At 61.5% G+C, this 24834-nt stretch carries 23 protein-coding genes; 13 read left to right on the top strand and 10 right to left on the bottom strand.

What is annotated here, in order from left to right:
• Positions 1-83: 83 nt before the first annotated feature.
• From ACPWMG_RS11820 to ACPWMG_RS11810, 3 genes are all read left to right on the top strand, one after another.
• Positions 84-1640 (top strand): methyl-accepting chemotaxis protein, encoded by a 1557-nt coding sequence (locus ACPWMG_RS11820; protein ID WP_483304832.1) that lies wholly within the window; start codon positions 84-86, stop codon positions 1638-1640.
• Between the two features lie 239 nt (positions 1641-1879).
• Positions 1880-2671: a GntR family transcriptional regulator gene (locus ACPWMG_RS11815; protein WP_483304831.1), complete on the top strand. Its 792-nt coding sequence runs from the start codon at positions 1880-1882 to the stop codon at positions 2669-2671.
• A 66-nt stretch (positions 2672-2737) separates the two neighbouring features.
• A complete protein-coding gene (locus tag ACPWMG_RS11810; protein ID WP_483304830.1) occupies positions 2738-3850 on the top strand; it encodes a BMP family ABC transporter substrate-binding protein in 1113 nt (370 codons plus the stop codon).
• A 90-nt stretch (positions 3851-3940) separates the two neighbouring features.
• On the opposite strand, the gene ACPWMG_RS11805 is transcribed toward ACPWMG_RS11810, so the two are convergent.
• A complete protein-coding gene (locus ACPWMG_RS11805) occupies positions 3941-4639 on the bottom strand; it encodes a PEP-CTERM sorting domain-containing protein (RefSeq protein WP_483304829.1) in 699 nt (232 codons plus the stop codon).
• A gap of 216 nt (positions 4640-4855) precedes the next feature.
• Here ACPWMG_RS11805 and ACPWMG_RS11800 point away from each other — a divergent pair, with 216 nt between their 5' ends.
• A complete protein-coding gene (locus ACPWMG_RS11800; RefSeq protein WP_483304828.1) occupies positions 4856-5635 on the top strand; it encodes a sulfurtransferase in 780 nt (259 codons plus the stop codon).
• A gap of 239 nt (positions 5636-5874) precedes the next feature.
• Positions 5875-6873, top strand: coding sequence for a zinc-dependent alcohol dehydrogenase family protein (locus ACPWMG_RS11795; protein WP_483304827.1), 999 nt, complete (start codon positions 5875-5877; stop codon positions 6871-6873).
• Between the two features lie 49 nt (positions 6874-6922).
• On the opposite strand, the gene ACPWMG_RS11790 is transcribed toward ACPWMG_RS11795, so the two are convergent.
• The 5 genes from ACPWMG_RS11790 to ACPWMG_RS11770 form a co-directional block, all read right to left on the bottom strand.
• Positions 6923-7804: a pirin family protein gene (locus ACPWMG_RS11790; RefSeq protein ID WP_483304826.1), complete on the bottom strand. Its 882-nt coding sequence runs from the start codon at positions 7802-7804 to the stop codon at positions 6923-6925.
• A 56-nt stretch (positions 7805-7860) separates the two neighbouring features.
• Positions 7861-8289 carry an OsmC family protein gene (locus ACPWMG_RS11785; RefSeq protein ID WP_483304825.1) on the bottom strand — a complete coding sequence of 143 codons (429 nt, stop codon included), beginning with the start codon at positions 8287-8289 and terminating at the stop codon, positions 7861-7863.
• A 93-nt stretch (positions 8290-8382) separates the two neighbouring features.
• Positions 8383-8940 (bottom strand): flavodoxin family protein, encoded by a 558-nt coding sequence (locus ACPWMG_RS11780; RefSeq protein WP_483304824.1) that lies wholly within the window; start codon positions 8938-8940, stop codon positions 8383-8385.
• A 118-nt stretch (positions 8941-9058) separates the two neighbouring features.
• Positions 9059-9469, bottom strand: a complete 411-nt coding sequence (locus ACPWMG_RS11775; protein ID WP_483304823.1) for a DoxX family protein — start codon at positions 9467-9469, stop codon at positions 9059-9061.
• Between the two features lie 175 nt (positions 9470-9644).
• Positions 9645-10346: a pirin family protein gene (locus tag ACPWMG_RS11770; protein ID WP_483304822.1), complete on the bottom strand. Its 702-nt coding sequence runs from the start codon at positions 10344-10346 to the stop codon at positions 9645-9647.
• Positions 10347-10501: 155 nt separating this feature from the next.
• Between ACPWMG_RS11770 and ACPWMG_RS11765 the strand changes: the two genes are divergently transcribed.
• The 5 genes from ACPWMG_RS11765 (at position 10502) to ACPWMG_RS11745 (ending at position 15398) form a co-directional block, all read left to right on the top strand.
• Positions 10502-11449 carry a LysR family transcriptional regulator gene (locus ACPWMG_RS11765; protein ID WP_483304821.1) on the top strand — a complete coding sequence of 316 codons (948 nt, stop codon included), beginning with the start codon at positions 10502-10504 and terminating at the stop codon, positions 11447-11449.
• A 217-nt stretch (positions 11450-11666) separates the two neighbouring features.
• Complete coding sequence (locus ACPWMG_RS11760; RefSeq protein ID WP_483304820.1) at positions 11667-12743, top strand: NAD(P)/FAD-dependent oxidoreductase; 1077 nt, start codon at positions 11667-11669, stop codon at positions 12741-12743.
• Positions 12740-13708: a tRNA glutamyl-Q(34) synthetase GluQRS gene (gluQRS, locus tag ACPWMG_RS11755; RefSeq protein ID WP_483304819.1), complete on the top strand. Its 969-nt coding sequence runs from the start codon at positions 12740-12742 to the stop codon at positions 13706-13708. The genes ACPWMG_RS11760 and gluQRS overlap by 4 nt, the downstream gene beginning before the upstream one ends.
• Positions 13666-14478 carry a tRNA (guanosine(46)-N7)-methyltransferase TrmB gene (trmB, locus tag ACPWMG_RS11750; protein WP_483304818.1) on the top strand — a complete coding sequence of 271 codons (813 nt, stop codon included), beginning with the start codon at positions 13666-13668 and terminating at the stop codon, positions 14476-14478. Before gluQRS ends, trmB begins: the two co-directional genes overlap by 43 nt.
• Complete coding sequence (locus ACPWMG_RS11745; RefSeq protein ID WP_483304817.1) at positions 14451-15398, top strand: pseudouridine synthase; 948 nt, start codon at positions 14451-14453, stop codon at positions 15396-15398. The genes trmB and ACPWMG_RS11745 overlap by 28 nt, the downstream gene beginning before the upstream one ends.
• Before the next feature lie 10 nt (positions 15399-15408).
• On the opposite strand, the gene ACPWMG_RS11740 is transcribed toward ACPWMG_RS11745, so the two are convergent.
• The 4 genes from ACPWMG_RS11740 to ACPWMG_RS11725 form a co-directional block, all read right to left on the bottom strand.
• Positions 15409-16194: a response regulator gene (locus ACPWMG_RS11740; protein WP_483304816.1), complete on the bottom strand. Its 786-nt coding sequence runs from the start codon at positions 16192-16194 to the stop codon at positions 15409-15411.
• Positions 16194-16550, bottom strand: a complete 357-nt coding sequence (locus ACPWMG_RS11735; protein ID WP_483304815.1) for a hypothetical protein — start codon at positions 16548-16550, stop codon at positions 16194-16196. Before ACPWMG_RS11735 ends, ACPWMG_RS11740 begins: the two co-directional genes overlap by 1 nt.
• A gap of 363 nt (positions 16551-16913) precedes the next feature.
• A complete protein-coding gene (gene alaS / locus ACPWMG_RS11730; protein ID WP_483304814.1) occupies positions 16914-19571 on the bottom strand; it encodes an alanine--tRNA ligase in 2658 nt (885 codons plus the stop codon).
• 125 nt (positions 19572-19696) lie between these two features.
• On the bottom strand, positions 19697-21124 hold the full coding sequence (locus tag ACPWMG_RS11725) for an MFS transporter (protein WP_483304813.1): 1428 nt from the start codon (positions 21122-21124) through the stop codon (positions 19697-19699).
• A gap of 293 nt (positions 21125-21417) precedes the next feature.
• Between ACPWMG_RS11725 and ACPWMG_RS11720 the strand changes: the two genes are divergently transcribed.
• The 3 genes from ACPWMG_RS11720 (at position 21418) to ACPWMG_RS11710 (ending at position 24820) form a co-directional block, all read left to right on the top strand.
• Complete coding sequence (locus ACPWMG_RS11720; RefSeq protein ID WP_483304812.1) at positions 21418-22341, top strand: LysR family transcriptional regulator; 924 nt, start codon at positions 21418-21420, stop codon at positions 22339-22341.
• A gap of 378 nt (positions 22342-22719) precedes the next feature.
• Entirely contained in the window at positions 22720-23634 is a 915-nt protein-coding gene (locus ACPWMG_RS11715) for a dihydrodipicolinate synthase family protein (RefSeq protein WP_483304811.1), read from the top strand.
• A gap of 52 nt (positions 23635-23686) precedes the next feature.
• The gene (locus ACPWMG_RS11710) at positions 23687-24820 is read left to right on the top strand and encodes a branched-chain amino acid ABC transporter substrate-binding protein (RefSeq protein ID WP_483304810.1); all 1134 of its coding nucleotides are present in this window, start codon (positions 23687-23689) and stop codon (positions 24818-24820) included.
• The last annotated feature ends 14 nt before the right edge of the window (positions 24821-24834 follow it).

Here is a 24834-nt window from a genome sequence, read left to right as displayed (position 1 = left end):
GCGGGCAGATGTCGAGCGCCGTACGATGGCTTGGCGTGCATCTTGCTGATGTGCCCAACAAAAGGGAAAAAGGGGAAATCGCCATGTTCAAGTCTTTGCGCGCCTCCACCATTTGCCTGGCCGCCGTTGGCGTGGTGGCCGCCCTGTTGATTGCGGCGCAATCCCACTGGGGGCTGAACAAGCTGGACCGCTACGCCAACGAAGCCTTTGTGGCCAAAGACGTGGTGGCCGATATCTTGCCGCCCCCCATGTATTTGATCGAACTGCGGCTGATTTTGTCCGAGGCAGTAGAGGGCAGCATCACCCCGGCGCAGGCTCAGCAAGAAGCCGACAAGAAGATCTCCGAGTACGAACAGCGCGTCACATACTGGACGAAAAACCCACCCTTTGGGCTGGAGAAGCAACTCTTGGGGCGGCAACATCAAGGCGCGCTGAAATTCATCGCCGCAGCCAGAAGCGATGTGCTAGCCCCGCTGGCCAAAGGCGACACCGCCACGGCAGCCAAAAATCTTGCCGCAGTGCACACGTTATATCTAGAACACCGCGCGGGCGTAGACGAAACCACGGGTGCAGGCACAAAAATGGCCGACCGCACCATTTCCTCGTTCAACGAAACACGCGACGAGATCGCCCGCTACGCCTACTGGGTGCTGGGCATTGGCCTGCTGCTGGTGATTGCCGTGTGGCGCCCGGTGCTGCGCAGCTTGCGTGTGCCGATCAACAAATGTTCTGAACTGGCGAAACAAGTGGCCTCGGGCAACCTGATGATCGCCATTGACCGTAACCGCGCCGACGAAATCGGCACGCTGCAAGAAGCACTGGGCGGCATGCAGTCGGCGCTGCGTAGCATGGTGGGCGCGGTGCGCGATTCCACTGACAGCATCAAGACCGCCAGTTCAGAGGTGGCCAGCGGCGGCATCGACCTGAGCAAACGCACGGAAGACACTTCTTCCCACCTGCAGCAAGCGGCCGCTGCCATGGAAGAGCTGACCGCCACCATGCATCACAACGCCGACTCGGCGCGTAAGGCCAACACATTGGCCACATCGGCCACCGACATTGCCGAGCGCGGCGGCCACATCGTCTCGCAAGTGGTGAGCACCATGGAAGGTATAGACACCAGCTCACGCAAGATTGTCGACATCATTGCGGTGATCGACGGGATTGCATTCCAAACCAACATCCTTGCTTTGAACGCGGCTGTAGAGGCCGCCCGCGCTGGCGAGCAAGGCCGTGGCTTTGCCGTGGTGGCCAGCGAAGTGCGCCTGCTGGCCCAGCGCAGCGCCGAGGCCGCCAAAGAAATCAAGGCGTTGATTGATGCCAGCGTGACGCGCGTGCAAAGCGGTAGCAAGTTGGTGCAGGAAGCTGGCGGCACCATGGACGAGATTGTGAAAAGCGTGCGCAACGTGACCACCATCATTGCCGAGATCACTGGCGCAGCCTCCGAGCAAAGCGCCGGCATCGCGCAGGTCAACGACGCCGTGGCGCGCCTTGACCAAATGACGCAAGAAAACGCTGCACTGGTCGAAGAAAGCTCGGCCGCCGCCGCCAACCTGAGCAGCCAGGCCGTGCGGCTGGCCGACGTGGTGCGGCAGTTCCAACTGGAAGATGCGTCGCCACGGTTGCTGGCGCTGCGGTAGCTGGCAAGACGCCATCTGGTGTACGTGAATTCAGCTTCACGTATGCACTGGGTTCACCCATTTCCAGTTGGAGCAGCGCTTATCTGGTGCAGCGCGTACTGTTTGGCTGAGACGCTTGACGCAGCGTGCACCGACTTGCTTCACGTAAGACACTTCACATGGCGTAGAAGCTCAGCTTAGCGCTGGCTCACTATTTGCATACCAGATCACACACATCTGGCATACGCAAAGGGACGCAATTGAGTGAGCTGAACACGGCCGACGAGCCAAGCCGGGCCGAGACGACTTATCTGGCGATCAAACACGCCATCATTGAACAGGCGTTGCCGCCCGGCACCCGGCTGCCCGAAGACGAAATGGGCGTGCACCTGCACGTCAGCCGCACCCTGGTGCGCGAAGCCCTGGCGCGGCTGACGACAGAAGGCTTGGTGGAAGCCGGCCGCAAACGCACGGCCACCGTGGCCCAGCCCACCCGAGCAGAAGCCGAGCATGTGTTCAGCACGCGCCACTGCCTGGAGCGCGAAGTGGTGCGTGTGCTCATCACCCGCTGGACGCCCGCCATGGGCGCGGCTCTGGAAGGCCACGTGCGCCTGGAAGAAAAGGCGCAGCGCGAGCAGCCACACGCCGTGTGCGGACGGCTCGCGGGCGAGTTCCACATCAAACTGGCGCAACTGACCGGCAACCCGCTGCTGGAGCGTTTTGTCTCGGAGCTGGTGTCGCGCTGTTCGTTGATCCTGGCCATCCACGGCCGCCCGCATGTCTCGGACTGCGCCATCGACGAGCACCGCCAACTGATCGCGGCGCTGCGCCAAGGCGACGAAAAATCCGCCGTGCGTTTGATGGTCCACCACCTCGAAGGTGTGCATGAACGCGCCTTGCTGCCCGAGCGCCAAGCGGGTGACGCCGAGTTGGGCGCGGTGCTCACGCGCTATAGCGCGAGCTTGGCGGCACCGAAGCCTGTGGCCGCCCCGATGGCCGCGCCGGTTGTACCCAAGACCAGACGTGTCGCCCCGCGCAAAAAAGCAGCTTAAGCCCGTTCACCGTTTGCCATCCTCCCTCCCCTCGATCTCCCAACCTCCCACAACAAAGGAATCTCCATGTCGAACCTGAGTTTCAACCGTCGCCGCTTCCTGGGCTCCACCCTCGCGGGAGCCGCTGTCGGCGCACCTGCCTTGTTCGGCGCGCCCATCGCGCAGGCCAAGGACGTGACGGTCGGCATCATTTACGTGGGCCCGCGTGATGACTACGGCTGGAACCAGGCCCACGCCGTGGGCGCCAAGGCACTGAAAAGCCTGCCCGGCGTGAAGGTAGTGGAAGAAGAAAACGTGCCCGAAACCACGGCCGTGCGCAAAACGCTGGAAGGCATGGTGCAAACCGACGGTGCCTCTCTCGTTTTTGGCACTTCGTTTGGCTACTTCGACCCCTTCATGATCGAAGCCGCAAAGAAGCACCCCAGCGTGGAGTACCGCCACCCCACATCACTGTGGTCGGCCGACAAACACCCGATGAACCTGGGCGGCTATTTCTGTTATCTGGACCAGGCGCACTATGTCAACGGCATTGCCGCCGGCCTGTCCACCAAAACCAACAAGATTGGCTTTGTGGCCGCAAAACCCATCGCCATCGTGCTGCGCAACGTCAACGCGTTTGCGCTGGGTGTGCGCAAGGTCAACCCGCAAGCCGTTGTGCAACTCATCATCACCGGCGACTGGTCGATGCCGGTGCGCGAGGCTGAAGCCACCAAGGCCTTGATTGGCGCGGGCGCCGACGTGATCGCCTGCCACGTGGACAGCCCCAAGGTGGTGATTGAGACCGCTGAACGCGCGGGCGTCAAAACCTGCGGCCACAACGCCAGCCAGGCCCAATTGGCGCCCAAGGGTTTCATCACTGGCGCAGAAAACAAGTGGGAGACAGTCTATAAATCGTTCGCCGGGCTTATCGCGCAAGACAAAAAACTGCCCAACACAGTGTTTGGCGGCTACGACAAAGACATGGTGCTGAGCACGCCGTTTGGCGCCGGCGCCTCGGAACAAGCCCGCACGGCGGCCACGGCGGCGATTGCTGACTTGAAAGCGGGCAAGCCAATCTTCGTCGGCCCCATCAAGAGCAACACCGGCAAGGTGGTAATTGACAAGAGCTATGGCCTGTACGACCCGTTCCTGGACAAGATCGACTTCCTGGTGGAGGGCATCAACGGTTCGCTGAGTTGATCTGAACCCGGTTCGCCAAAAGCAAAACGGCCCGAGACGCAAGCCTCGGGCCGTTTTGCATTGAACTGAAATTCAGTTGCGCTGCGAGGTTTAAACCTTGCGGCGACGGCTCACGGCCGCCACGCCGATCAGGCCCAAAGCCATCAGAGCCAGGGAGGTAGGCTCGGGGACCTTGTTCGAGCCAACGTTCAGCAGGATCGAGGTCATGCCAACGACGCTGCCTGTGAATATGTTCGAAGCTTGCAAAATGAAACCGTACTGCCCCGACAGCGCTGGGTCAAAGCTGTAACCATAGAAGAATTCAGCGAGATCGAAGCCCAGATTCGTCGAGTTCTGCGTATTTGCACCCAACGTGATGCTTTTGAAATTTTCGTTCACGCTCGGGTCAATGTCGAACAGCAACGTGTAGACGTACAGGTTGCTCGAGGTAGCACCGCCAATGTAGTAGTCGATATTCCACGTGGCCAATTCTTGAGAAATCGAGGAGGCATTGGTCTGATCCACACCTGCAGCAGCATAGAAAACACCAGCGCCGTTATTGGTCACGGTTTGGTTTGCGTAACGCGCTGTCACCGTCAGGCCCAGGGTGATGGTGCCGGTGGACTGGCCGATGATGTTCTTGCCGGTAAAGGTGTCGATGGCGACAGCCTTGTTCGAAATGCCCGTGCCGCCAAAGTTGGCTGCGGCCAAGGTGCCGAAGGTGTCGTAGACGGGGGTCAGGGATGCGGAAGCGCTGAGCGATGCAAATGCGAGGCTGGCGGTGAGCAGGAGCTTGGAAGCGAAGTTCATTGTTTTGAGAAGCGTTGAGTTGTTTCATTAAGTAACAGCAGACTTCGTGCCACCCATATAAATCAACAACTTAAGTTTCACAAGCAATCGATGCGTAAACAACTTCGACATTTTTCTGACTTATTTACGTTCCCACGTTTTGCCTCGATGAGCCCATTTCCACCGGCTTTTGATCCAGCGCAGCAGCCCATTCCCCGCCGCTCATAAAATCGACGGGTGAACTCCATCCTTAACATTTCCGTCTACAAGTTTGTCCCCCTGCCCGATGCCGACGCCGTGCGCGAGGTATTGCTCGCCCGGGCCAACGACCTTCAGCTCAAGGGCACCATCTTGCTGGCCCACGAGGGCATCAACATGTTTCTCGCCGGCCCGGCCGAGGCCGTGAACAGCTTCATGGCGCAAACCAAGGCCGATCCGCGCTTTGCAGACTTGGCGCCCAAAGAGAGCTGGTCAGCGCACCAGCCTTTCAAGAAGATGCTGGTGAAGGTCAAGCGCGAAATCATCCGCATGGACTACCCAACCATCGTGCCCGACTTCTCGCGCAACGATGGCCGCGCCCCGGCCGTGGCTGCTGCCACGGTGCGCCGCTGGCTCGATACCGGCGTCGACGACGAAGGCCGCCCAGTCGTCACCCTGGACACGCGCAACGCCTTCGAAGTCGACCACGGCACATTTGACGGCGCCATCGACTGGCGCATCACCAAGTTCAGCGAGTTCCCGGCTGCGCTGCAAGCACACCAGGCCGAGCTGGAAGGCAAAACCGTGGTGAGCTTTTGCACTGGCGGCATCCGCTGCGAAAAGGCCGCCATCCTGATGCGCGAAGTGGGTGTAGAGCGCGTCTACCAACTGGAAGGCGGCATCCTCAAGTACTTCGAGGAAACCGACGGCGCCCACTACCACGGCGACTGTTTTGTGTTCGACGAGCGCCGCACGCTGGGGGCCGATTTGAGCCAGACCACCGAAGCAAACGCGGAGCCAGACGCGATCGCACCTTAAAAAACACCTTTTTTGATAGCTGTTGGCGCTTACCCCTAAAGCGCAAACAGCATTTTTCATCACAGGTTTCTTGGCTAAAACGCAACCAAGCCAGCGCTTGGTTTTGGCATCGGCCAGCGCCCGGCGGTTCTGCGCAAAACCGTTACCGGGTGAACACAAATTTACCCTTTTCCATTCGCATGCCGCGCATCATTTGAACGCCTCCATTTGGGAGGTTTTCCATGTTGAGTGAGTGTGCGATGTCTGCTTCAACGTCACGTGTTGTGCGTTTTCATCAGTTGGGTGGGCCAGAAGTGCTGGCCCTCGAACAGCGCAAAGTCCCGATGCCTGCGGGCGCGGAAGTGTTGATCAAGGTGCAGGCCATCGGCCTGAACCGGGCCGACGTGTTGTTTCGCTCCGGGCAATATCTAGAGCCGGCGCAGCCCCCGTCGCTGCTGGGCTTTGAAGCGGCAGGCGAAGTTCTAGCCCTGGGGCCAGAGGCCAGCGGGTTTTCGGTGGGCGATGCCGTGGGCGTGATCCCCGGCTTTGCGCTCGGGCCCTACGGCACCTATGCCGACCACATCGTCATCCGCCAAGCCTACGTGGTGCGGCAGCCCGAGGGGCTCACGCCCGTGTTGGCTGCAGCGTTGTGGATGGCCTATTTGACGGCTTACGGCGGGCTCGTGGAGGCCGGCAAATTGCGCAGCGGCGACTGGGTGGCGATCAACGCGGCGTCGAGCAGCGTGGGCTTGGCGGCCATACAGGTGGCGCGCCATCTGGGCGCCAAGCCCATCGCCATCACCACGACCAGCGGCAAGCGCCAAGCGCTGCTGGAAGCCGGCGCTTTAGCCGTGATCGTGACCCAAGAAGAGCCGCTGACCGAGCGTTTGCACACCATCACTGGCACCGGCTTGGCCTGCGCGTTTGATGCCGTGGGCGGCCCACAGGTGTTGGACTTGGCGCTGGCCATGCGCCCGAGCGGCAGCATCGTCATCCACGGTGGGCTGAGCCCCAAAGACACGCCATTTCCATTGAAGCTGGCGATAACGAAAAGCCTGGCCTTTCGCGGCTTCGTTTACACCGAAATCACGCGCCAGCCTGAGGCCATGGCGCGGGCGCACGCCTTCATCAGCGACGGCGTACGGCTGGGGCATTTGCGGCCGCACATCGACCGCACGTTTACGCTGAAGGAAGTACGGGAGGCGCACCAGCATCTGGAATCCAACCAGCAGTTTGGCAAGGTGGTGATGGTGCTCTAGGCGATTGAGAGCCGCCCTGCGTGCACAGCGGCTCGACTTCGCAACATGTTCAAGCAGGCTTGCGCGGCGGTGGCAGCGGAATGAACTCGGTCTCGCCGGGCACGTGGCCCATGCGTTGCGCCACCCAGTCTTGCTCGGCCTGGGTGATGCGCTCTTTGCGGCTGGAGACGAAGTTCCACACCATGTGGCGGTGACCGTCGAGTTTGTCGCCACCCAGCAGCATCAGTTGCACGTCGGCATCGGCGCGCAGCAGGCAGGGTTTGCCGGGCTCCAAAAAGGCGAATGCGTGTTGCGCCAAAACTTCGCCGTCGATTTCGACCGGGCCGTCTACAGCGTAAACGCCAAGCTCATCTTCTGACGCGGGCAGTTCCAGCACATCACCAGCGGTGAGCTTCACGTCGACATACAAGGTGCGGCAAAACGTGGCCACCGGCGACTTTTGGCCGAAGGCTTCGCCAATCAACACGCGCACAGTAGAAGCGCCCACGGCCTTGGAGGGCAACTCGTCGGCGCGGGTGTGCACGAAGCTGGGCTCCACTTCTTCGGCCGACTGCGGCAGCGCCGCCCACAGCTGGATGCCGTGGTTGACGTAAGGCACCTTGGCCAGCTCTTCGGGACGGCGCTCGGAATGCACGATGCCTTTTCCGGCCGTCATCCAGTTGATGGCGCCGGGTTCAATTTTCTGCACCGAACCCAAGCTGTCGCGGTGCATGATGGCGCCCTCGAACAGGTAAGTCACTGTGGCCAAGCCGATGTGTGGATGTGGGCGCACGTCGTGTTCGGTTTCGGGCTGCACTGTCACCGGGCCGAAGTGGTCGAAAAAAATGAACGGGCCCACGCCCTGCTTGTGCACCGAAGGCAGCAGGCGGCGGACGAAGAAGCCACCACCCAAGTCTTTTTGGTGTCCGGTGATGTGTGCGGCGATACCCATGGCGGCGGCTCCTGGTGAATTAAAAATCAAACGGTGAGCTTAGCGCAGGCGCGGCCTTAAACCAGCCGCTCAACATGCGTTTCGATTTCGGTGGTCACGGCCGTCATAAGTTTGTGCACAGGGCATTTCTCGGCCACGGCTTGCAGCTTTTGCAATTGCACGTCGGTCAGGTCACCCTTGATCTGCAGCGTGGCAGACAAACGGTAAACACCTTCGCGCTCTTTGCTGTTGTCGCGCGTCACCACGGTCTGGATGTCGTCCACCGGGATGCCGGCCTTGCGGGCGTACCACATCACGGTCAGCGCTTTGCAACTGGCCAAAGCGGTATCGTAAAAGTCGTGCGGGCTGGGGCCAGCGTCGTTGCCGCCTTCGGCCACGCTCACATCGGCCAGCAACTGGTGCAGGTCGATTTTGACGGTCTGGGCCAAGGCACTATTGGCCTGGGCAGGGAGGACGTTGCGTGCAAGACTGAGTTCTATCGACATACGGAATCCCTTCAACGCGGACTTCGGAACACGGAATCAAACGCCCGAATCTGCTTTGCAGTCGATTCGGGCGCCATTGGCAAAGAGCCTAGCTTACTTCGCAGCAAAACGAGCGGCCATCTCGGCCACACGTGCGCCGTAACCGCGCGCCACTTCCAACTCGCCAGGGAACATCTCGGCCGCGCTGGCGTCCGATGGTGACTGCGCCATGGCACCCAAGGATGCGCCCAGCGCGTTCGGGTCGTTGCGCACGGCAGCCTTGGTGTTGCTAGGCATCAAACCCAAGCCCACCCACAACATGCCGTGTTGCATGGCCAGCGTGTTCATGGTTTGCAGCGAGTTCTGCTTGTCGCCAAAAGGGCTGGCGCTGTTGGTGAAGCCGCCAGCGATTTTGTTCTTCCAGCCTTGTGTGAACCAGACCTTGCTGGACGCATCAGCGAAGCGCTTGAACTGCCAGCTCACGTTGCCCATGTAGGTGGGCGAACCGAACAAAATGGCATCAGCCGCAGCCAGAGTCTCCCAGCCGCCTTCAGGCAGTTGGCCTTCGGCATCAATGGCCAGCAGCTCGGCGCCAGCGCCTTCGGCCACGGCTTGTGCCATGCGTTGGGTATGGCCGTAGCCCGAGTGGTAGACAACGACAACTTTAGACATTTCTCAATCTCCCTTTTCAGTTCAAATCACAAGTATGGATGCGGTCAAATCCTGATGCATCACCCAAAAGAAAGGGCCGCACGCTTACCGCCGGCCCTCGATCTCAAAAGCTGAAAGCTTAGTTGCCGCGACGTGCGTCCAGGCTGAAGCCACCAGCACCAAACGCAGCCAACACCAACAAGCCACCGGTCACTGCGATGTTCTTGAAGAACATCAACTGTTGCACCATGGCTTGCTCAGCAGGCACACCCCAGTAGTTGTGAAAGAACACGCTGGCAGCCAGGGTGAACACAGCCAATACCAACGCAGCGATGCGCGTCTGGAAGCCGAAGATCAAAGCCAGGCCACCCAAAATTTCGACCACCAGCGCGATGGCGGCACCGGCCGATGGCATTGGCAAACCCTTGGAAGCGATGTAGCCCACAGTGCCTTCAAAGCCCGTGAGTTTGCCGATGCCTGCGGGCAGGAACAACACGGCCAACAGCAGACGGCCAACCAAGGCCAGAGGGTTTTGCAGAGAATTCAACATGATGATTTTTTCCTAAAAAATTAAACAAACAACTAAAGAAAACGCAACTCTTGGAAACACCCCGCCATGGAGATGGTGCACAAGGAACGAGTTCCCGACACCACCCCTAGGGGGTATGAACGGTTGGTCTCAACCGCTCAACGGCTTGGTTCAATGACCAAGCGATCCGACCGACTCAAGCAGCCAAATCAAACACCAGTACTTCGGCATCTTTGCCGCCGCTGAGCGACAAAGACTTCTCGCCGTCGAGCAACACTGCGTCGCCGGCCGTCAGGCTTTCGCCATTGACTTGCAGCGCTCCGCGCACCAGGTGCACGTAGCCTTTGCGTTCCGGGTTCAACTCGATCGTGGTCGATTCGTCACCGTCAAACAAACCGGCGTACATGGCGGCATCGGCATTCACCTTCACCGAACCATTGGCGCCGTCTGGCGAGGCCACGAGACGCAGGGCACCTCGCTTCTCATTCGCGGCAAACGTCTTTTGCTCGTAGCTGGCGGGGATGCCGGTCACATTGGGTTCAATCCAGATTTGCAGAAAGTGCGTAGTCGCATCAGGTGCATGGTTGAACTCGCTGTGGCGCACGCCACTGCCAGCGCTCATGCGTTGCACGTCACCCGGTGGAATCGCCTTCACGTTGCCCATGGTGTCCTGGTGGGCCAGTTCACCTTCCAGCACGTAGCTGATGATTTCCATGTCGCGGTGGCCGTGGGCGCCAAAGCCGGTGCCGGGGGCAATGCGGTCTTCATTGATCACGCGCAGGTTGCCCCAGCCCATGTGTTCTGGGTCGTAGTAGCCAGCGAAAGAAAAACTGTGTTGTGACTTCAGCCAACCGTGATCAGCATGGCCGCGGTCTTGAGATTTACGAAGTGTCAGCATCACAAACTCCTGTCTAGGTTCGGGCACCATCTGGTGCCCTGGTTGTGGACTCATCGGGTGAATCCATGACCTGAACTTTAGGCCTCTGGCCGGGTTCTGCGATACAGCGTGTTTGATGGCATCATTCAAATTATTTGAACGATCAGAAGCTGTCGATGCAAAGTCCGCGTGAAGTCCTCACCCCCGAAGCCCTGGCCATGCTGGTCGCGATTGCCGATGCCGGCAGCTTTGCCGGTGCCGCCCGCGCACTCAACATGGTGCCCAGCGCGCTGACCTACCGCGTGCGCCAGATCGAAGACGCGCTGGACGTGCTGCTGTTCGACCGCAGCTCGCGCCAAGCCAAGGTCACCGAGGCCGGCACCGAGTTGCTGCGCGAAGGCCGCCGCCTGCTGGACGACGTGGACGCCGTGGCCAACCGCGTCAAACGCGTGGCCACGGGCTGGGAGCCGCAGCTCACGCTGGCGGTGGACAGCGCCGTCTCGCATGCCACGATGATGGAGCTGTGTGAAGCCTTCTACGCCCTGAACCCGCCCACGCGCATACGCCTGCGCGAAGAAATCCTCTCCGGCACGCTGGAGGCGCTGACCTCAGGCCACGCCGACCTGTCGATTGGTGTGGCCATGGAAGTCGCTGCCGGCCTGCAAATCGAAGCCCGTTTGCTGGGCGAGATGCGTTTCATCTTTGTGACCGCCCCGCACCACCCGCTGGCCAAGGCAGTCGAGCCGATTCCCGACGCCGTCATCGGCCAACACCGAGCCGTGGCAGTGGCCGACAGCGTGCAACGCGGCGGCGGCCTGACCTACGGCCTGCTGGCCGGCCAAGACGTGTTCACCGTGCCCAGCATCCGCGCCAAGCTAGAGGCGCAGTTGCGCGGCCTGGGCGTGGGCTTTTTGCCCGAGAGCCTGGTGCGGCCCTATCTGGACGCCGGCCACCTGGTGACCAAAGCGGTGGAACGCCCCGAGCGCATCGTGCGTTTGCACTACGCCTGGCGCACACCCGCCAAAGGCACACAAGGCCGGGCCTTGAAGTGGTGGCTGCAGCAATTGGAAAGCGCGCCAACGCGCCACGCCTTGCTGGAGCGCCAGGGCCAGCAGTGGGATTAGGAAGTTGTAAGCCAATGGATGGCGACCTGATTAATTGACCCACAAGTTCCAAGTCAATCCGATGACACCCTGCCGCTTTTTTGCAAAACGCCCTCGCGCAGCGTGTAGAGTGGGTGCTGTGGCCATCGGTTTAAAACAGACGAGGTGATGGCCACACGGAGCTGAGACAAAGACAACCGAAGTCACAACGTTCTGACACTCAACCATGGCAACCGATATGAAAACATCCAAACCGAAAGCCAAACCTCCTCGACGCATTGCCGTCATCGGTGCTGGTATTGCCGGCATCGCCTGCGCCCGGACTTTGCAGCAGGCGGGCCACCACGTGACCGTGTTTGATAAAAATGAAATGGTGGGCGGGCGGATGGCCACCACCGACACCCCCTTCGGTACCTTCGACTACGGCGCGCAATACTTCACCGTGCGCGACCCGCGTTTTCTGCTGGCGCTGCAGGCCACTGCCCAGCACATATGCCGCCCGTGGAGCGCCAACCTCGTGCGCGTGCTTGACTCCTTTGGCCGCGTGGCCTCCGCCGCCCTGCCCGGCCGCGAACCCCACTGGGTGCCCACGCCCGGCATGAATGCCTTGGTCGAACACTGGGCTCAACCGTTTGTGAGCCAGCAACAGATCGAACTGCAAACCCGCATCGTCGGCATTGAGCGCGACCGCATGGCGCCCAAGCAATGGCAGCTACGCACCCACGGCACGCCCGGCGCACCAGACGCAGAACATGTGTTCTCCGGATTCGACCAGGTGCTGCTGGCCACCACCGCCTCGCAGGCACAGCGCCTGTTGTTCGACGACGCCGCCCACCCGAAATTTACCAAGGCCCTGGAAGACGTGCGCGTCGGCCCGTGCTGGACACTGTTGTTGGCCTACCCACAGGCCAGCCAACCCAACATGAGCCACCTGGGCCCGCAATGGAACGCCGCGCGCAGCAACCATCACCGCATCGCCTGGCTGGCCCGCGAATCGTCCAAGCCGCGCCGTGGCGGCGTGGAACGTTGGACGGTGCAAGCCAGCGCCGCCTGGTCGCATGAGCATTTGGACGACGACATTCCGCGTGTACAGGCCAAGCTGCTCAAAGCCTTTGCCGAAGTGACCGGCATCCGTGCCGAACCCGCCATGGCCACGGTGCATTGCTGGGGCTCGGCACAAACCATCAAACCCTTGGGCCGCAGCCACCTGTGGGATGCCAAGGCTGGCTTGGGCTTGGCAGGCGACTGGTGCCTGGGGCACCGTGTAGAAGACGCGTTCATCTCTGGCTTGGAGTTGGCGCTCAGCGTGGCATGAGTTCGGGGGACGGTCGATACATTGGCCAATACATCGGCCGCTTCGCGCCGTCACCCACCGGCCCCCTACACGCCGGGTCGCTGGTCGCGGCCCTGGCCAGTTGGCTCGACGCCCGCGCCCAAGGCGGCCAATGGCTGGTGCGCATCGAAGACGTGGATACGCCGCGCTGCCAAGTCGGCATGGATCGGTTCATCCTGCAGCAGCTCGCCGCCTGCGGCTTGGTACCCGATGCCGAGCCGGTGTGGCAATCGCAGCGCGGCGCGCTCTACCAGCAAGCGCTGGATCGGTTGATTGACAAAAAGCTGGTCTACCCCTGCGGCTGTTCGCGCAAAGAAATTGCCCAGGCCGCTGCCGAAGCTGGTCAAGCACCCACGCGCCACGGCGAACTTGTCTACCCCGGCACCTGCCGCCACGGGCTCAACGGCAAGCCTGCGCGAGCATGGCGATTGAACGTTGAAGCCTCTGAACAAAAATGGCTCTTTACGCATACGGGTAAAGCGCAAGAAGCTACGGTTTCAGTAGCACACAGCATCTTGCAGTGGCAAGACCGCCGCCTCGGCTCCCAACGCCAAAACGTAGCCCAGGAAGTGGGCGACTTCGTTCTGCGCCGCGCCGATGGCTTGTGGGCCTACCAGCTCGCCGTGGTGGTCGACGACGCGGCCCAAGGCATCACCCACGTGGTGCGCGGTGAAGACCTGGCCGACAACACGCCACGCCAGATCTTGCTGCAGCAGGCGCTGAACCTACCCACGCCCAATTACCTGCACACCTCTTTGGTGCTGGGCGCCAATGGCGAAAAACTCTCCAAGCAAAACGGCGCACAAGCTTTCGACATGCAAGCGCCCGATGCGGCGCTGGACGCCGCCGCAGCCGCTCTTCGGTTGCCGTCCGCGACAGGTACCCCGGAAGAAAAGCGGGCCACATGGGTAAAGGCGTGGCAGGGTACTTACAATCTGGCCCCGTGAACGCCCCAACTTCCTCTCCCCTCGACGCCGTCGACCCAGTCGTCCCCGCCACCAGCCCCGACGCCGCTGCATCAGCCGCGCCCGCAGATGTGCCCTTCCCCAAGACCATCAAGAGCTTTGTGCGCCGCGCCGGCCGCACCACGGTTGGCCAGGCCAAAGCGACCGAGGAATTGGGCCCGCGTTTTGTACTGCCTTACGCGGCGCGGCCGCTGGACCTGACCGCAGCCTTTGGCCGCAAAGCCCCTACCGTGCTGGAAATCGGCTTCGGCATGGGCGAGGCCACGGCGCACATCGCCAGGGTATTGCCAGACACCAACTTCCTGTGCTGCGAAGTGCACGAACCGGGTGTGGGGTCATTGCTCAAACGCATCGGTGAACAAAACATCGGCAACATCCGCATCCTGGCGCACGACGCGGTGGAAGTCATCGACAACATGCTGCCCGAAGGCTCGATTGAAGGCGTGCACATCTTCTTTCCCGACCCGTGGCACAAAAAACGCCACAACAAGCGTCGCCTGGTGCAACCCGCGCTGGTCGCCAAACTTGCCGCCCGCCTGAAGATCGGCGGCTACCTGCATTGCGCCACCGATTGGGAACCCTACGCCGTGCAAATGCTGGAAGTACTGGGCGCTGAGCCGCGCTTGAAGAACACTTCGCACGACGCCTCAGGCTACGCCAACAAGCCGCCGTATCGCCCACTCACCAAGTTCGAAAGCCGCGGCATTCGGCTGGGTCACGGCGTATGGGACGTGGTGTTCCGCCGCACGTGACGCGCTCTGGGGCGCCCGCATCCGCGTTGCGCCTGCCCCCGGTTCGTAACGGCGTCGGCCCCAGCCTGGTCGGCTTGCCCGATGGTCCTTGGACGACCATTGCGGCCTTTCTGGCGGAGCGGTTTCCAGCAATTCCTTTAAACGAGTGGCTGCAACGCATGCGCAAAGGCTTGGTCGTCGATCTCGAAGGCCATGCCATTGCCCCCACGGCGCTCTACCAAGCGCAAACACGGCTGTTTTACTACCGCGATGTGCCGGCTGAAACGCCCATCCAGGCAGAGGCGACGATCCTGTTCCAGGACAAACATTTGCTGGTGGCCGACAAACCCCACTTCCTCCCCACGGTACCCGGTGGTCAGTACGTCACCCAGACTTTGCTGGTCAAACTCAAGCAGCAACTCGGCATCGACACCCTGGCGCCGCTGCACCGGCTGGACCGTGAAACGGCCGGCATCACCCTCTTCGCCATCCGCCCGGAAGACCGCAACGCGTACCACGGTCTGTTTCGCGACCGCTTGGTCACCAAACTCTACGAAGCCATAGCGCCGGCCCGCCCGGAACTGGTGTTCCCCCGGCTGCACCGCAGTTGCATGGCGCAAGGCGAGCCGTTTTTTCGCTTGTGCGAGGTTGACGGGGAGACAAATTCCGAAACCCAGATACGGGTATTGGAACGTCGCGGTGCCTGGGCGCGCTATGGTTTGGCGCCCCACACCGGCAAGCGCCACCAGCTACGTGTGCACATGGCGGCCATTGGGGCACCGATCCGCCACGATCGTTTTTATCCCGTAGTGGATAACAGCCCCGAAGACATGGAACAACCGTTGCAACTGCTGGCGAGGTCAGTTCGTTTTACTGATCCGGTGACTGGTCAGCAGCGGTATTTTGAGAGCACCCGCCGGTTGATGCTGCCGGACGCGTGACCCGCACCTGTCAAACCAAGTGCATGCTGGCCAGCACGCGGTACACACTTTTGATTTGCACCAGAACCTGCTGCGTAGGCAACGCCAGCACGTCCGAGATTTCATGCAGACCAGTGCCGCAAGCCACCAGTCGCAACACATCCACTTGCTGATCCGTCAACACTGTCCCGTCCACAGCCAAGTATTCGCCCGATGCGGCCAGCGGAAACCGCGACAACACCCTGCGTGCAATACCGGGGCTGATGAGTGCACCGCCACCGCGTAAGGCCAGCACACACGCGACGATCCATTCGGCTGCCGCATCTTTGAAGAAATAGCCTGAAGCACCAGCCTCGATACACGCCAGCACATGTTCATCATTGCCAACATGGGTGCGCAGCAAGATTTCGGTTTGAGGCGAAGCGGCACGGCAGGCCTGAATCAATGCGGCCGTATCCGCATCGCCAACACCCGTATCCATCACCAATACATCGGGCGATTGGTGCTTCACTTCGTTGGCAAGCTCCGTGTGGTACTTCATACCGTAGACCACTGGCGGAAGTAGCTGAAAACCGGCGTAAGACCGCACCACACCGACCAATCGGTCCAGCGCAGGCCCGGGTGTGTCGACAATCAGCACCCGAACCACACCATCCGGCTCGGGCGGCGATGCGCGCGGTGCCAGCGGTGCACCAAAGCTGCTGTACTGACCTCCGCCGTAGCTGCTGGAGGCACCCAATGCGTCGGTGGCACGCCGACCTTGCATCAAAACGCTGGGCACTCCAAAGTAACGCTGACCTAACATGGATGTTTGCATCACCAGACCTTCTGCGGGCCAGTGGCAGAAATCGCGGCCCCGGACGGTTGTTGACCATTGATGGCGTTTGACACCACGTTCGAAGGCGTAGCGCCCGAAACGGCGGGCGCCTGTGTGCGCGACAAGTCGAGCCGTTGGCGCTCGGCCTGCGTAGGCGAGCGCAGCAGGCCATCGATGCGCGGGATCAGATGTCCAGCACCAACAGCCAAAGCCACGCACAAAACGATCCATAACATGCCGCTGCGATCGAAGTATTCTGAAAGACCGATCGGTTTATGACCGGGCCCCAATGGCGGTACAGAGCCAGCCACGATCTCGGCCGAGCCGGCGGGTTGAATTTGTTTGTCTGTTGTCATGCTTCCCTCGCTCTTTTTGTCGCTACTCTTGGCTGGGCCATAGACCGCTAGACACGGCATTCAGAAGGCCCAGAATGGCGTTGGCAGGTGCAACGCAGGCGCTATTTGGCCTTGAGCAACAGCAGAGCCGCGTTGCATATTTCACAAGATTTGCGCTTTTTAAAGCGCTTGTCTTTGGCGCTTCGGCAAATGCAAATTAATACGCAATTGCCAATCCACTACACGCGCCAAACGCGCGCGCAGGCGCATATACAACCACCCCAACCAGCAGTTGAGGCCCCGCCGAAAAGCAAAAACCCCGGCTGCGGAGTCCGCGACCGGGGTTTGGGTTGAGCGAAACGAAGGCCGCTCAGCCGTGCCGAATCAAGCGCCGAGTTGCTGCTGCACCCAAGCCTGAACGGATGCCAACGCCGCTGGCAACGCGGCAGGGTTGGTGCCGCCGGCCATGGCCATATCGGGCTTGCCGCCGCCCTTGCCGCCCACTTGCTGGGCGACGAAGTTGACCAGTTCACCGGCCTTGACCTTGGCCGTGGTTTCCTTGCTCACGCCCACAGCGATCTGCACCTTGTCGCCGTCCACAGCCGCCAGCACCACCACGGAGGGCTGGAGCTTGTCACGCAACTGCGTCAGGGTGTCGCGCAAGGTCTTGGCATCGGCGCCATCGAGTTGCGCCGCCAGCAGCTTGATGCCGCCGACTTCCACCGCCTTTTGCACCAACTCAGCGCCTTGGTTAGCGGCCAGCTTGCTCTTCAGCGTGGCAACTTCTTTTTCCAGCGCCTTGGCGTTGTCCAGGGCTTGGGCAATACGCGATTGCAGTTCAGCCACAGGTGCCTTGAAGCTGGCCGCCGCCTGCGCCACGGTGGCTTCGGTTTCCTGCAGATAGGCCAAAGCGTTCAAACCGGTGATGGCTTCAATACGGCGCACGCCGGCGGCAATACCGCCCTCGCCCACCACCTTGAACAAACCGATGTCGCCGGTGCGCTGCACGTGGGTGCCGCCGCACAATTCGCGGCTGGAGCCGATGTCGAGCACACGCACGGTTTCGCCGTACTTCTCGCCAAACAGCATCATCGCGCCGGTCTTCTGGGCCGATTCGATGTCCATGATGCGCGCCTGGGTGGGCTCGTTCTTCAGGATTTCGGCGTTGACGATGTCTTCGATCTGGCGGATCTGCGCGTCGGTGACCGGTGCGCCATGCGCAAAGTCGAAACGCGTGCGCTCGGCGTTCACCAGCGAGCCCTTTTGCTGCACGTGGCTGCCCAGCACTTCGCGCAAGGCCTTGTGCATCAAGTGTGTGGCAGAGTGGTTGCGCACGGTGGCGGCGCGCACGGCGGTGTTGACTTCAGCGGTCACGCTGTCGCCCACCTTCAGCGAGCCCTCGGCCAGCGTGCCTTGGTGGCCAAACACGTCGGCCTTGATTTTCTGTGTGTCGCCCACGTCGAAGCGCACGCCAGCAGCCGTCAGGCGGCCTTCGTCGCCGACTTGGCCGCCAGACTCGGCGTAGAACGGTGTGGTGTCCAGCACCACGGTTCCGGTTTGGCCGGTCTTCAATTCGTTGACGCTGGTGCCGTCGACGTACAGCGCGACCACTTTCGCGGCCGATTGCAAACCGTCGTAGCCGGTGAACACGTTGCTGTCGCCGGTGTATTCCAGCGCCTTGTCCATCTTGAACTTGCCGGCCGCACGGCCCATGGCTTTCTGATTTTCCATGGCGGCTGCAAAGCCAACTTCGTCCACCGTCACACCGCGCTCGCGGCACACGTCGGCCGAGAGGTCGAGCGGGAAGCCGTAGGTGTCGTGCAGCTTGAAAGCCACTTCACCGGGCAACACGGTCACGCCGTTGGCCAGTGCCGCATCCAAAATGCCCATGCCGTTGGCCAGCGTTTCAAAGAAGCGCTCTTCTTCGGTCTTCAGCACTTCGGTGATGCGCTGCTCGTCGGCGCGCAGCTTGGGGTAAGCGTCGCCCATCAAGGCCACCAGGTCGGGCACCAGCTTGTGGAAGAACGGCTTCTTGCAGCCCAGCAGGTAACCGTGGCGGATGGCACGGCGGATGATGCGGCGCTGCACGTAGCCACGGCCTTCGTTGCTCGGGATGACGCCATCGGCCACCAGGAACGAGGTGGCGCGGATGTGGTCGGCAATCACGCGCAGGCTCTTTTGGTTCAAATCCTGCGTGCCGGTTTCGCGCGCAGCGGCTTTGATCAGCGCGTCGAAGATGTCGATTTCGTAGTTGCTGTGCACGTGCTGCAAGATGGCAGCCAGGCGCTCCAGGCCCATGCCGGTGTCCACGCAAGGTGCGGGCAGTGGCGTCACAGAGCCGTCTTCGGCCATGTTGAACTGCATGAACACGTTGTTCCAGATCTCGATGAAACGGTCGCCGTCTTCATCGGGGCTGCCCGGAGGGCCGCCGGGAATGTGGTCGCCGTGGTCATAGAAGATCTCGGAGCACGGGCCGCAAGGGCCGGTGTCGGCCATCATCCAGAAGTTGTCGCTCTTGTAGCGGCCGCCCTTGTTGTCGCCGATGCGGATGATGCGTCCCTCTTGCTTCACACGTTCGGGCGTCCAGCCGGACTTGACAAAAATGTCTTCCCAGATGGCGTAGGCCTCGTCGTCTTCCTGGTAGACCGTGGCATACAGCTTGTCGGCAGGGAGTTTGTAAACGGTGGTCAACAACTCCCAAGCCCAGTTCAGACTCTCCTTCTTGAAGTAGTCGCCGAAGCTCCAGTTGCCGAGCATTTCAAAAAACGTGTGGTGGCGTGCGGTGTAGCCGACGTTTTCCAGGTCGTTGTGTTTGCCACCGGCGCGCAAGCAAGCTTGCACCGAGGCGGCCCGCACGTAAGAGCGCTTGTCCGTGCCCAGGAACACGTCCTTGAACTGCACCATGCCCGAGTTGGTGAACATCAGGGTTGGGTCGTTGCCCGGCACCAGCGAGCTGCTCGGCACCACGGTGTGCCCTTTGGAGGCAAAGAAGTCGAGAAAGGTCTTGCGGATGTCTGCGACGGAAAGCTTTGGAGTGGTCATGGTGCGCAATGTTGGGAGCCGTGGGCCGGGGCCAGCAGCGGTGTGGGCTGCTTGGCTTTGGTTTTGCTGAACCGCCGATTATAAATTTTCTGGGAGCGGTTCAGCGCTGCCCTATTAAGTGAGCTTTAGTGTGGCGTCGTATGTCGTAAACGCAACGAACTGAACACACCCGCCACCGCCGCAAAGGCCGCCGCCAAGCCCAGCGCCACCTGTACACCAGCACCGTCGTGGGCGCTCCAGATGCTGAAGATCACCGCGATCAACACCGCGCCCAGGGTTTGCCCGGTGAGCCGCGCCGTGCCCAGCATGCCGCTGGCGGCACCGCCACGGTTGGGTGGCGGCGAGGTCAAAATGGTGTGGTTGTTCGGCGACTGAAACACCGCAAAACCCACGCCGCACAAGGCCAGCCAGGCTGCGATTTCCACGTCGCTGGGCTGCGCGGGCAACATCGCCAGCATCGCCAAGCCCACGGCCAACAGGCCCAGGCCAATGCCGCCGAGCAAGCCGTCGGGGATTTTGCCGATCAAGCGGCCGATGATGGGCGCCACCACTACGATGGCCATCGGCCAGGCGGTGATGAGCGCACCCGCAGCCAAATGCGACCGCCCCAAGCCATTCAACAGCATGAACGGCAGCGCGATGTAGGCCAGCGTTTGCGCCGTGAACGCGCTGACCGATGTGCACATCGACAAGGCGAACACCGGAATACGCAGCAGATCAAGCGGCAACAGCGGCACAACCTGGCGCATTTGACGGCGTACGTAAAAGAAGCCGACCACTACGCCGACCACCAGCATGCAGATGCCGCCAGTGAGTTCCATCAACGGCTTGCCGTCGGCCGCGCCTGTACCCAGTGCGTCGGCGCCCATGAACACTAGGCCGAACATCAGCGCGTTGAGAGCCACGTCCAACGGCGCCAAACGCGCGGCAGAAGCGCGCCCCGCATGGTTGTACGGCAGCGCCGAACGTCCCAGCCACCACACCAGCAAGCCCAGGGGAATGTTGATCACAAACAGCCAAGGCCAGGAGGCCACCGACAAAATCGCGGCAGCCACGGTAGGCCCGGCGACCGAAGTAGAGGCCACGACCATCGAGTTGAATGCCACGCCGCGCCCAAACAGATCTTTGGGGTAAGTCAGCCGCACTAGCGCGGCATTCACCGCCATGATGCCGGCCGAGCCCAGGCCCTGCAGCACGCGCGCCGTCACCAGCCACGGCAAGGAGGTGGCCACCACACAGCCCAGCGACGCCACGGTGAACAGTGCCACGCCCCACAGGTAGACGCGCCGGTAACCAATCTGGTCACCCAGCGCGGCCAGCGGCAACAATGCCACCAGCACCGCCATCTGGTAGGCATTGACCACCCAGATGGTTTGCGCATCGGTCACGTGCAGGTCAACGGCCAGGCCCGGCAAGGCCAGGTTGACGATGGTGCCGTCCAGCACCGAAAAGGCCACGCCCAGCAAGATGACAAACATGGCGCGGTAACGCGCGGGGGTGGGAAGTCCGTCTTGGATCGGAACCGTTGCTGACGCTTGGGTCATGGATGTCATGGAAAAATGGCCCCCGCATGGTGCTTGACCACCGCAGGCCCGAAAGAGAGAGCGAAGCCGTGATTGTGCCCAGAGCGAATACCCCATGGGCGTACCCAGCCATCAGGGCGGCTGGTCGTTACTACTAAATAGAAGATGTTTGGCATGAAGGCTTGGTGGTACGTCGGTGCAGCGACTTTAGCGACGCGGCATACCGGGCGGAAGGCGCTGCGCCTGCATTCATCAACTGCACCAAACGCCATGGCTCAACGCCACGTTGCAGGTCTTGGGGTCTGTTCTCGTTACGATCAAGCATGCCCGAACCCGATTTGAATCTGCTCCTCGCACTTGACGCCCTGCTGGCAGAGATCAGCGTGGCCGGTGCCGCCCGCCGCCTCGGCCTCAGTGCTTCGGCCATGAGCCGCACCTTGATCCGCCTGCGCGAAGCCACGGGCGACCCCTTGCTGGTGCGCGCGGGGCGCCTCATGGTATTGACGCCCCATGCCGAAGCGCTGCGGCAACGCACACCCAATGCGCTGCACGAAGCACGGGCCTTGCTGCGCCCCGCAACCACCGAGGCCGACCTCGCCACCCTGCAGCGCACCTTCACCATCCGCGCCAACGACGGTTTCATCGAAGCCTTTGCCGCACCGCTGATCGCTGCCGCCACGGCCATCGCACCGCACGTGCGTTTGCGCTTTGCGCCCAAGCTGGAAAAGTCGGCCGCGCATTTGCGTGAAGGCACGGCCGACCTAGAAATCGGCGTGCTGGGCGTTATGGGCCCCGAAGTGCGGGTGCAGGCGCTGTTCCGCGACCGCTTCCTGGGCGTGGTACGGCACGGCCACCCACTCGCGTCGGCATCGGCCGTCACCGCCGAGCAATATGTGGCATTCGGCCACGTGGTGGCATCACGCCGCAGCGGCAAAAGCGGCCCGGTAGACGTTGGCCTCGCGGCTTTGGGGCTGAAAAGAAACATCGTCGCCGTGGTGCCCAGCTTCCCCGCTGCGCTGGCCGTGGCGCGGTCTTCTGATCTGGTGGCGCTGGTGCCTCAGACCTTCATGCGCCACCAATCCGACTCCGCAGAATCGGCCACCTGCGTTTTTGAACTGCCGGTGCCTACCGACCAGATCACTGTCTCGCAAATGTGGCACCCACGCTTGGAGGCCGACCCCGCGCACCGTTGGCTGCGGCAATTGGTGCTGACGGTGTGCCGCGAACGCGTGCCGCAAAAAGGCTAACGCCCAACGCATTCAACCATCTGGTGGTATTGCCGCCGGTAGTTGGCCCCTCTGCATTTCCAGAACGGCCTGGTACTCAAGCACCAGACCCGGCTTGGCCACGACCATTGCCAACCTAGCCCCAAATTGCGGCACCGCGCCTCAAGGGCGTGCCCGCCTGCGCCAAAACGGGTGATGGACACAGGCCAACGCGCGGTCTGCGCGGCAAATCTGCCCCAAATCGGCCGTAAATACATGCAAATCATCTGGCATGCAACCTGCTTAATACCCCAACAAGATATTTCAAATATCTTCTTAATATATTAATAACCCTCTACCCAGAGAACACAACGACGGCCCTCAAGGCGTCTTCATTTTCACTTTCAGGAGCTCACTCTCATGACGAATCCCCGCTGGAAAGGCATCTTCCCTGCCATCACCACCAAGTTCAACGCCGACGAGAGCATCGACGCCGCTGGCACCGCCAAACACATCGATTTCCAGATCCGCAACGGCATCCACGGCCTGGTCACCTGCGGCTCGCTGGGCGAAGCCAGCACCTTGTCGCTGGAAGAAAAGCTGCAGGTCGCCAAGATTGCGCTTGAAGCCGCCGACGGCCGCATCCCGGTGCTGGCCAACGTCTCGGAAACCAGCACCCGCGAAGCGCTGCGCTACATCGATGGTGCCAACAAACTGGGTGTGGCCGGCTTCATGGTGATGCCGTCGGTGATCTACGTGGCCGATGCCCGCGAAGCCATGCTCAACGTGCGCACCATGGCCAACGCCGCGCAAAAACCCATCATGGTCTACAACAACCCGGTGGCCTACCGCGTCGACCTGAAGCCCGAGCACATGGTGGAGCTGGCCGACTGCGAACACATCGTTGCCATCAAGGAAAGCACCGACAACATCCGCCGCATCACCGACCTGCGCAACGTGCTGGGCGACCGCTACCAGTTGTTCCTGGGTGTGGACGACCTCGCCTATGAAGGCCTGGCGCTGGGCTGCGACGGCCTGCTGGCCGGTGTGGGCTGCGCGTTCCCCCGCGAAACCGTGGCGCTGTACGACCTGATGAAGGCCGGCGAATGGGCCGAAGCCCTGAAGCTGTACCAGTGGATGACGCCCATGTTGCACCTCGACGTGTCGACCAAGCTGGTACAGAACCTGAAGCTCATCGACCTGCTGGTGGGTGTGGGCACGGAACACATGCGCCGCCCGCGCTTGCCGCTGATTGGCGAAGAGCGCGCCTTCATCGAAGGGATCGTGGCCAAGGCCCTTGCCACCCGGCCGGCCAAGTACCAGTCGGTGGCCTGAATCTGATTTCACCCCGCCCCCCAGCAGCAAACCAGTACACCAGGAGACTTCCATGCATGTCCGCCCCCACCTTCTCTCGGTCCTAAGCCTGGCCGTGTTGGCCTGTGCCACACAGGCCAGCGCCCAGGAACAGCTTGTGAGCATCGGCCAGAGCGGCCCGCTTTCGGGCCCCAATGCTTTCGCAGGCAAAGACAATGAAAACGGCGTCCGACTGGCGATTGAAGAACTCAACGCCAAGAAGATCGTGGTCGGCGGCAAGACACTGAAGTTCGAGCTGGTGTCGGAAGACGACCAATGCGACGCCAAGGCCGGCGTCAACGTGGCGCAAAAACTGGTGGACGGCGGCGTGAAATACGTGATGGGCCCTTACTGCTCGGGCGTTGCCATTCCAGCATCGCGGGTGTACAGCACCGGCGGCGCCATGGTCTCCACCGTGGGCACCAACCCCAAGGTGACCGACGGCGGTTACAAGAACCTGTTCCGCATCATCGCCAGCGACACCCAGATCGGCTCGAACATGGCGGTCTACGCGGCCAAGGTGTTGAAGGTCACCAAGGTGGCCGTGATCGACGACCGCACCGCCTTCGGCCAAGGGGTGGCGGAAGAGTTCACCAAAGAAGCCAAGAAGCAAGGCCTGACCGTGGTCGGCCAGGAATTCACCACCGACAAGGCGGTGGACTTTTTGTCCATCCTCACCAGCCTCAAAGCCAAGCAGCCTGAAGCCATTTTCTTCGGCGGCTACGCGCCCCAAGCCGCGCCCATGACGCGCCAGATGAAGCAGCTCGGCATCAACGCCAAGCTGCTGGGTGGCGACACCTTGTGCAGCCCTGAAATGGGCAAGCTCGGTGGCGACGCCGTGAACGACACCGTGTATTGCGCGCAAGGCGGCTCCATGCTGGAGAAAGCCGCTGGCGGCCCGGCCTTCAAGGCCAAATACAAGAAGCGCTTCAACATCGACACCGATGCCTATGGCGCGTCGTTCTACGACCAGACCATGCTCATCGGCGAGTCCATGCAGAAGGCCAATTCGATCGACCCGAACAAGGTCGGAGCCGAAATCTACAAGGCCTCGTACAAGGGCGTGGCCGGCACCTACACCTATGACGACAAGGGCAACATGACGCAAGCACCGATCACGGTGTTCACGTTCAAGAACGCAGTGCCCACCGCCTTGGCCAGCTATTGATTGTCCAAACGTGC

The sequence above is a fragment of the Hydrophilobacter chitinilyticus genome (genome assembly GCF_049860745.1).
GTDB lineage: Bacteria > Pseudomonadota > Gammaproteobacteria > Burkholderiales > Burkholderiaceae_C > Rhodoferax_B.
The sequence above is the reverse complement of the archived record's forward strand: the minus strand, read 5'-3'. Positions and strand labels throughout refer to the sequence as shown.